The 6,595-nt window shown below is 71.1% G+C and carries 6 protein-coding genes; 5 read left to right on the top strand and 1 reads right to left on the bottom strand.

Going from position 1 to position 6,595, the window contains the following annotated elements:
- Positions 1 to 222: 222 nt before the first annotated feature.
- On the top strand, positions 223 to 1,419 hold the full coding sequence (locus H5J30_RS37470; RefSeq protein WP_309505520.1) for a globin domain-containing protein: 1,197 nt from the start codon (positions 223 to 225) through the stop codon (positions 1,417 to 1,419).
- 153 nt (positions 1,420 to 1,572) lie between these two features.
- On the top strand, positions 1,573 to 2,085 hold the full coding sequence (locus H5J30_RS13560; RefSeq protein WP_181787687.1) for a DUF5709 domain-containing protein: 513 nt from the start codon (positions 1,573 to 1,575) through the stop codon (positions 2,083 to 2,085).
- Positions 2,086 to 2,103: 18 nt separating this feature from the next.
- Here the strand turns inward: H5J30_RS13560 and H5J30_RS13565 are convergent, their stop codons facing one another.
- Positions 2,104 to 2,829 (bottom strand): DeoR/GlpR family DNA-binding transcription regulator, encoded by a 726-nt coding sequence (locus H5J30_RS13565; protein ID WP_374100979.1) that lies wholly within the window; start codon positions 2,827 to 2,829, stop codon positions 2,104 to 2,106.
- Between the two features lie 408 nt (positions 2,830 to 3,237).
- On the opposite strand from H5J30_RS13565, the gene H5J30_RS13570 reads away from it, so the two are divergent.
- The 3 genes from H5J30_RS13570 (at position 3,238) to H5J30_RS13580 (ending at position 6,461) form a co-directional block, all read left to right on the top strand.
- Positions 3,238 to 4,314 carry an ABC transporter substrate-binding protein gene (locus H5J30_RS13570; protein WP_181787688.1) on the top strand — a complete coding sequence of 359 codons (1,077 nt, stop codon included), beginning with the start codon at positions 3,238 to 3,240 and terminating at the stop codon, positions 4,312 to 4,314.
- A 63-nt stretch (positions 4,315 to 4,377) separates the two neighbouring features.
- Entirely contained in the window at positions 4,378 to 5,214 is an 837-nt protein-coding gene (locus H5J30_RS13575) for an ATP-binding cassette domain-containing protein (protein WP_181787689.1), read from the top strand.
- Complete coding sequence (locus tag H5J30_RS13580; RefSeq protein WP_181787690.1) at positions 5,211 to 6,461, top strand: sugar ABC transporter permease; 1,251 nt, start codon at positions 5,211 to 5,213, stop codon at positions 6,459 to 6,461. Before H5J30_RS13575 ends, H5J30_RS13580 begins: the two co-directional genes overlap by 4 nt.
- Positions 6,462 to 6,595 lie beyond the last annotated feature (134 nt).

Below are 6,595 nucleotides of genomic sequence, written 5' to 3' on the forward strand. Positions count from 1 at the left end.
CTGGCGCGGCAGTACGAGCGGCTGGGGTTCACGCCGAGCGGGACGTTCGAGGTGGAGCGCCCCGGGCGGCCGGTGTGGCCGGGGAGGGTGCTGGAGATCCGGCTTTGAGGGGTTGGTTCCACTTGCTGGGCCCCGGGCGGAACAGACATTCGGTGGCGACTTGGGAAACTTGTTCGAGGCTGTGTTGAAGAAGTGACCCATGGGTCAGTACCGTCCGTGTGCGTGGATGCAAACGAGCGAATCCGGGCGAGTTTTGCCCGAGTTGAACGCAGAGCCGACCATGTCGCCAAGTACTTCTATTCGCATCTGTTTGCCCGCAATCCGGGGGTCCGCGAGCTGTTCCCCGCGGACATGTCCGAGCAGCGCGACCGCCTGTTCGCCGCCCTCACCCTCGTCGTGCAGCGCCTCGACGACCCGGACCTGCCCCGCTACCTGGCGACGCTGGGCCGCGACCACCGCAAGTTCGACGCCCGCCCCGAGCACTACGCCGCGGTCGGCGAGAGCCTGATCGCCGCGCTCCGCTTCGGCCTGCCCCGCACCTGGGACGAGGAGACGGAGCAGGCGTGGCTCGGCGCGTACAAGGTCCTCTCCGAGGCGATGATCGGCGGCAGCGAGGAGGCGGACAAGCAGCAGGCGCCGCGCTGGTGGGACTGCCGGGTCGTCGCCCGCCACCGGGCCGCCCCGGGCGTCACGGTCCTGACCCTGCTCCCGGACCGGACGCTGCCGTACGCCGCGGGGCAGTTCGTCAGCGTCTCCGCGCCGCAGGTGCCGCGGGTGTGGCGCCCGTACTCCATCGGCTGCGCCCCGCGCGCCGACCGCACCATCGACCTGCACGTCAGCAGAGTCGACGGCGGCCTGCTGAGCCCGCTATTAGTGGATCGGACAGCGCCGAACGACACCCTCCGCCTGGGCGCCCCCGCGGGCACCGCGGTCCTCCCGAAGCGCGCGGGGCAGCCGGTGACCTTCATCGCGGCGGGCACGGGCTGGGCGCCGATACGGGCCCTGCTGGAGGACATGGTCCGCCGCTGGACACCGACCACGGCCCGGCTCTTCCTGGTGACCCGCAGCCCGTCGCACCTCTACGACCCGGAGGCCGTCGACGCGCTGCGCAAGCACCACCCGTGGGTGGACGTCACGGTGATCACGCCGGAGCGCACGGAGCGCCAGGGCGCGACGGCCCGCCGCCTGGGGGCGGCGATGTCGGCGCACCGGGACTGGCCGAAGCACCGGGTGTACGTGTCGGGGCCGGCGCAGTTCATCGTGGACGTACGGGAGACGGTGCAGGGGTACGGAACGCCGCCGGAGCAGATCTCCTACGACCACGTACCGCCGCCGGAGCGCGGGGGGCGGGAGCCGGGGCACGCGTCGTGGTTCCTGCACCCGTCGCAGCCGCAATGGATCAACCCGGCGGACCGGTGAGGGCGGGCGGGTAGCCCGGGGGCATGTGCGGCTTCGCCACTGCCAAGGGTGGCGGCGGAGAGCCCCCGCCACCCGATCGCCCCGCCCGGGTGTCCCCGCTCCCCGACCGCGCCGAGGATGACCCCAGTGGGACACTCTCCGCAGGAGGCGCGTGTGACGGGCAGCGACGGCGAAGAAGACAGCGCCGCGGGCGACGAGGTCTACCAGCCCTACGCCTCCGGCGCGCCCGGCGAGTGGACGCAGGACGACGACAAGCTCCTGCCGCCCGAGGACACCCTCGACGGGGTCGTCGACCCCCTCGACGAGGGCTACTCCCCGCCCGAGAAACCCCGCGCCGTCGAGCACACCGGCGTCACCGCCGCCGAGCAGCGCCGCGGCGAGTCCCTGGACGAGCGCCTGGCCGAGGAGGTCCCGGATCCGCCCCTCCTCCCCGAGGACGACGGCCTCGGCGACGTCGCCGACACCGATGGCGAGCTGATCGACGACGAGGTCGGCGACCGCCGCGCCGGCCGCCTGGTCGCCCCGGACGAGGGGGCGCACGGGGACGAGGAGAAGGACATGGTCGCGACGGACGCGGGCATCAACGGCGCCGCGGCCTCGGCCGAGGAGGCCGCGGTCCACGTGGTGGACGAGGACGAGGCCCACTCCCCCGACGACACCCCCTGAGAACCTCCGCCGCCGGCCTCACTCCGGGTGGGTGACCAGTACCTCCACCCCGTCCGCCTGGAGGGCGTCCAGGTCGGCCGCCGGGATACCCGAGTCGACGATGACCAGGTCGAAGGCCGTCACCGGGGCGAGTTGGTACAGGCCGCGGCGGCGGAACTTGGTGTGGTCGACCAGGAGGATCTTGCGGGCGCACGCCTCCATCAGGGCGCGTTTGACCGCCACCGTCTCCTGCGACTGGTGGTAGCAGTGGCCGCGGGTGATCGCCGTCGTGGAGGCGAAGAGGGTGTCCGCGTACAGGCTGGTGACCGCGTCGACGGTGCGCAGGCCGAGGAAGGCGTCGTACGCGGGGTAGTACGTGCCGCCGAGGGAGATCAGCTCGATGCCGGGGCTGCCGGCGAGGACCTGGGTGACCGGGACGAAGTTCGTGATGACGGTCAGCGGGGCCTGCTGGGTGAGCAGGCGGGTCAGGGCCAGGGCCGTGGTGCTGTCGTCGATGATCACCGACTGGCCGGACTTGACCAGCGGGAGCGCGGCTTGCGCCAGGGCGTTCTTCTCGGCCGTCATCGCCTGGGTGCGGTGGCGTACGTCGCCGTGGAAGGCGGTCGAGGGCTGGGCGGTGGCGCCGCCGCGGACCTTGCGGAGCCAGCCTCTGCTCTGCAGGTGGTCGAGGTCCCGGCGGATGGTCATGGGGGTGACGCCGAGTTCGTCGGCCAACTGCTCGATGCGGACGAAGCCTTCGTCCACTACACGGCCTTTGATGCGGTCTCGTCGCTCACGCGGCTTTCGCCCGCTCATGTCCGCCGGCTGCCGGGTCTCTGCCCCCATGGCAACTCCTGTTCTCTTTCTGTGAAGTGAACATTCCCGTATCCGGACGCCAGGCACCGTTCAGGGCGGCGCGCGAAGCGGATGGCGACGCGACTGCCTGCGCTGTCAGAGCCCCCCACCGCATCGGTCATCGACTCGATGTTAACTGCCCCTGATAGAGCGAACACTCAAAGGGGTGCATTACCGAGGGCTGTTGTTCAGTTTCTGAGGCCCGTTGACATGAATGAAACATCCGAGTTTCGTGTGCGTCGCCTTCCAAGCACCCAGCGCCTCCGAGCGCCGGCGCCCCCGGCGCCCACGAGCCAGGACACGAGCAAGGAGTGGAACATGAGACGACTGGCCAGTTTTGCTCTCGCCGGCATCCTCGCCACCGGCGCACTGACGGCCTGCGCCGAGGAGCCCGGCAGTTCGGGTGACGACGGCAAGGGCGGCGGCACCGGGGCCGGGAAGGTCGCGTTCCTCATGCCCGACCTGGCCTCCACGCGCTACGAGCAGTACGACGCCCCGCTGTTCAAGAAGCGGATGGCCGAACTCTGCGACGAGTGCAAGGTCATCTACCAGAACGCCGACAGCGACGCCGCCCTCCAGCAGCAGCAGGCCAACTCCGCCATGGCGCAGGGCGCCAAGGTGATCGTCCTGGACCCGGTCGACTCCGAGTCCGCGGCGACCATCGTGCAGACCGCGCAGTCGCAGGGCGTCAAGGTCATCGCGTACGACCGGCCGATCCCGACCAAGCCCGCCGACTTCTACGTCTCGTTCGACAACGAGGCGATCGGCGAGTCCATCGGCCAGTCCCTCGTCGACCACCTCGACAAGGAGTCCGCCGAGGGCGGCATCCTCCAGGTCAACGGCTCGCCGACGGACGCCGCCGCCGGGCTGATCAAGAAGGGCATCCACAACGCCGTCGACGACAGCGGCTACAAGCTGCTCGCCGAGTACGACACCCCCGACTGGTCGCCGGAGAAGGCCCAGCAGTGGGTGAGCGGCCAGATCTCGCAGTACTCCGGCCGCATCGCCGGCGTGGTCGCCGCCAACGACGGCACCGGCGGCGGTTCGATCGCCGCGTTCAAGGCCGCCGAGGCCCCGGTCCCGCCGGTCACCGGCAACGACGCCGAGCTTGCGGCCGTTCAGCGGATCATCGCGGGCGACCAGTTCAACACCATCTCCAAGCCGATCAAGACCGTCGCCGAGGCCGCCGCCGAGGTCACGTACGACTTCATGCAGGGCAAGAAGCCCAAGGCCGACACCCAGCTCTTCGACACGCCGTCCCAGCTCTTCCAGCCGACCGTCGTGACGCAGGAGAACCTCAAGGAGGTCATCTTCGGCCCCGACGGCGTGCTCAAGACCGAGGACGTCTGCACCCGCACGTACGCCAAGGACTGCGAGAGCCTCGGGATCAGCTGACCGTACGCAGCCGCCGCACCCGGCGAACCCCGCACCCGGCGAAACGAAAGGAAAAGGGTCACGATGACAGCCCCCGCCGCCCCGGCCGCGCCCACCGTGCTGTCCCTGCGCGGCGTCAGCAAGCAGTTCGGCGCCGTCGCCGCGCTCACCGGCATCGACCTCGACGTGGCCGCCGGCGAGGTGGTGGCCGTCGTCGGGGACAACGGCGCCGGCAAGTCCACGCTGGTGAAGATCCTGTCGGGGGTCTACACCCCCGACGGGGGCACCATCGCCTTCCACGACCGGGAGGTCTCACTCGGCTCCCCGGCGGACGCGCAGGCCATCGGCATCGCCACCGTCTTCCAGGACCTGGCGCTGTGCGAGAACCTCGACGTCAAGGCGAACCTCTTCCTCGGCCAGGAGCTACGGCCCTGGATGCTGGACGACGTCAGGATGGAGACCCGCTCCTGGGAGTTGCTGCGGGAGCTGTCGGCCCGTATCCCCACCCTGGACGTGCCGGTGGCCGCCCTCTCCGGCGGCCAGCGGCAGACGGTGGCGATCACCCGGGCGCTGCTGGGCAAGCCCGAGGTGATCCTCCTCGACGAGCCGACCGCCGCGCTCGGCGTGGCGCAGACGGCCGAGGTGCTGAACCTCATCGAGCGGTTGAAGGGCAACGGCCTCGGCGTCGTCATGGTCAGCCACAACATGGACGACGTCCGCGCCGTCGCCGACCGGGTGGCCGTGCTCCGGCTCGGCCGCAACAACGGCGTCTTCGACGCCCGCACCGTCACCTCGGAGCAGGTCGTCGCCGCGATCACCGGCGCTGTGGACAACGTGGTCGCGCAGCGTGCGGCCCGTAGAGCCGCGGCCGGCGAACCGGGGGCGGACGCGGCCCCGCGGAAAGAGAAGGAACTGCCGTGACATCCCTGGACACTCCGCTGGGCAAGGCCGCCGACCTGCAGGACGAGCGGCTGACGACGCCCCAGGGCATCGGCGACAGCGTGCGCGCCGCCGTCCGCCGCACCCGCGACGGCGACCTGGGCATGCTGCCCGTCGTCGCCGGCATCCTGGTCATCTGGACGATCTTCCAGGCGCTGAACCAGACCTTCCTGTCCAGCACCAACCTGGTGAACCTGACCTTCGAGATGGTGCCCCTCGGCGTCATCGCGCTGGGCATCGTCTGCGTGCTGCTGGTCGGCCAGATCGACCTGTCGGTCGGCTCGGTCAGCGGTGTCTCGGCCGCGGCCACGGCCGTCGTCATGGTCAAGCACGAGCAGCCGCTGGTGCTGGCCCTCGCGGTCGCGATCGCCGGCGGCTGCGCGATCGGCTGGCTCTACGGGCAGATACTGAACCGCTTCGGCGTGCCCAGCTTCGTCGTCACCCTGGGCGGGCTGCTGGCCTTCCTGGGTGTGCAGTTGTGGCTGCTGCGCGACCAGAACGCCATCAACATCCCGTTCGACTCGCCGCTGGTGAAGTTCGCGCAGGTGTGGTTCGTCCCCGAGGCGCTCGCCTACGTCTTCGCGGTCGCGGCGGCCGGCGGCTTCCTCGCCGTGGGCTGGGTACGGGCCCGCAGCCGGCGCCGCGCCGGGCTGTCGTCGGCGTCGATGCAGTGGCTCGGGCTGCAGGCGGGACTGCTGGCCGCGGCGCTGCTGTTCACGGTCTACTACCTCAACCGCACCCGCGGCGTCCCCTGGATGTTCATGCTCTTCGTCAGCCTGGTGCTGATGGTGCACTACGTCCTCACCAAGACGAAGTTCGGCCGGTCCCTGTACGCGGTGGGCGGCAACGCGGAGGCCGCCCGCCGGGCCGGCATCAACGTCCGCGGGGTCTACACCTCCGCGTTCGTCCTGTGCTCCGCGCTGGCGGCGACCGGCGGCGTGCTGGCCGCGGCGCGGCTGGCGGCGGCGAACCAGTCCACCGGCACCGCGGACGTCAACCTCAACGCCATCGCCGCCGCGGTCATCGGCGGCACCAGCCTCTTCGGCGGCCGCGGTTCGGCGTTCGCCGCGCTGCTCGGGGTGCTGGTCATCCAGTCGATCTCCAGCGGTCTGACGCTGCTCAACCTCGACTCCTCGTACCGCTTCATCATCACGGGCCTGGTGCTGCTCGTCGCCGTCGCCCTGGACTCCGCGGCCCGCCGGTCGCGGCAGGCACACGGAAGGGGCTGACGACATGGCGGCAGCGGACTCGACGGCGCTCGCGATCGACGCCGGCACCACCGTCGTCAAGGTCGTCGGCTACGGCCCGGACGGCGCGGAGCTGACGGTCGCCCGGCGCCCGACCCGGGTGACGCGGCCCCGGC

The organism is Streptomyces phytophilus (assembly GCF_013870535.1).
Taxonomy (GTDB): domain Bacteria; phylum Actinomycetota; class Actinomycetes; order Streptomycetales; family Streptomycetaceae; genus Streptomyces; species Streptomyces phytophilus.

Bases quoted from the DNA above. Each gene is read 5' to 3' on its own strand.
- H5J30_RS13570 (WP_181787688.1), top strand. From the start codon at position 3,238: ATGAGACGACTGGCCAGTTTTGCTCTCGCCGGCATCCTCGCCACCGGC.
- H5J30_RS13575 (WP_181787689.1), top strand. From the start codon at position 4,378: ATGACAGCCCCCGCCGCCCCGGCCGCGCCCACCGTGCTGTCCCTGCGC.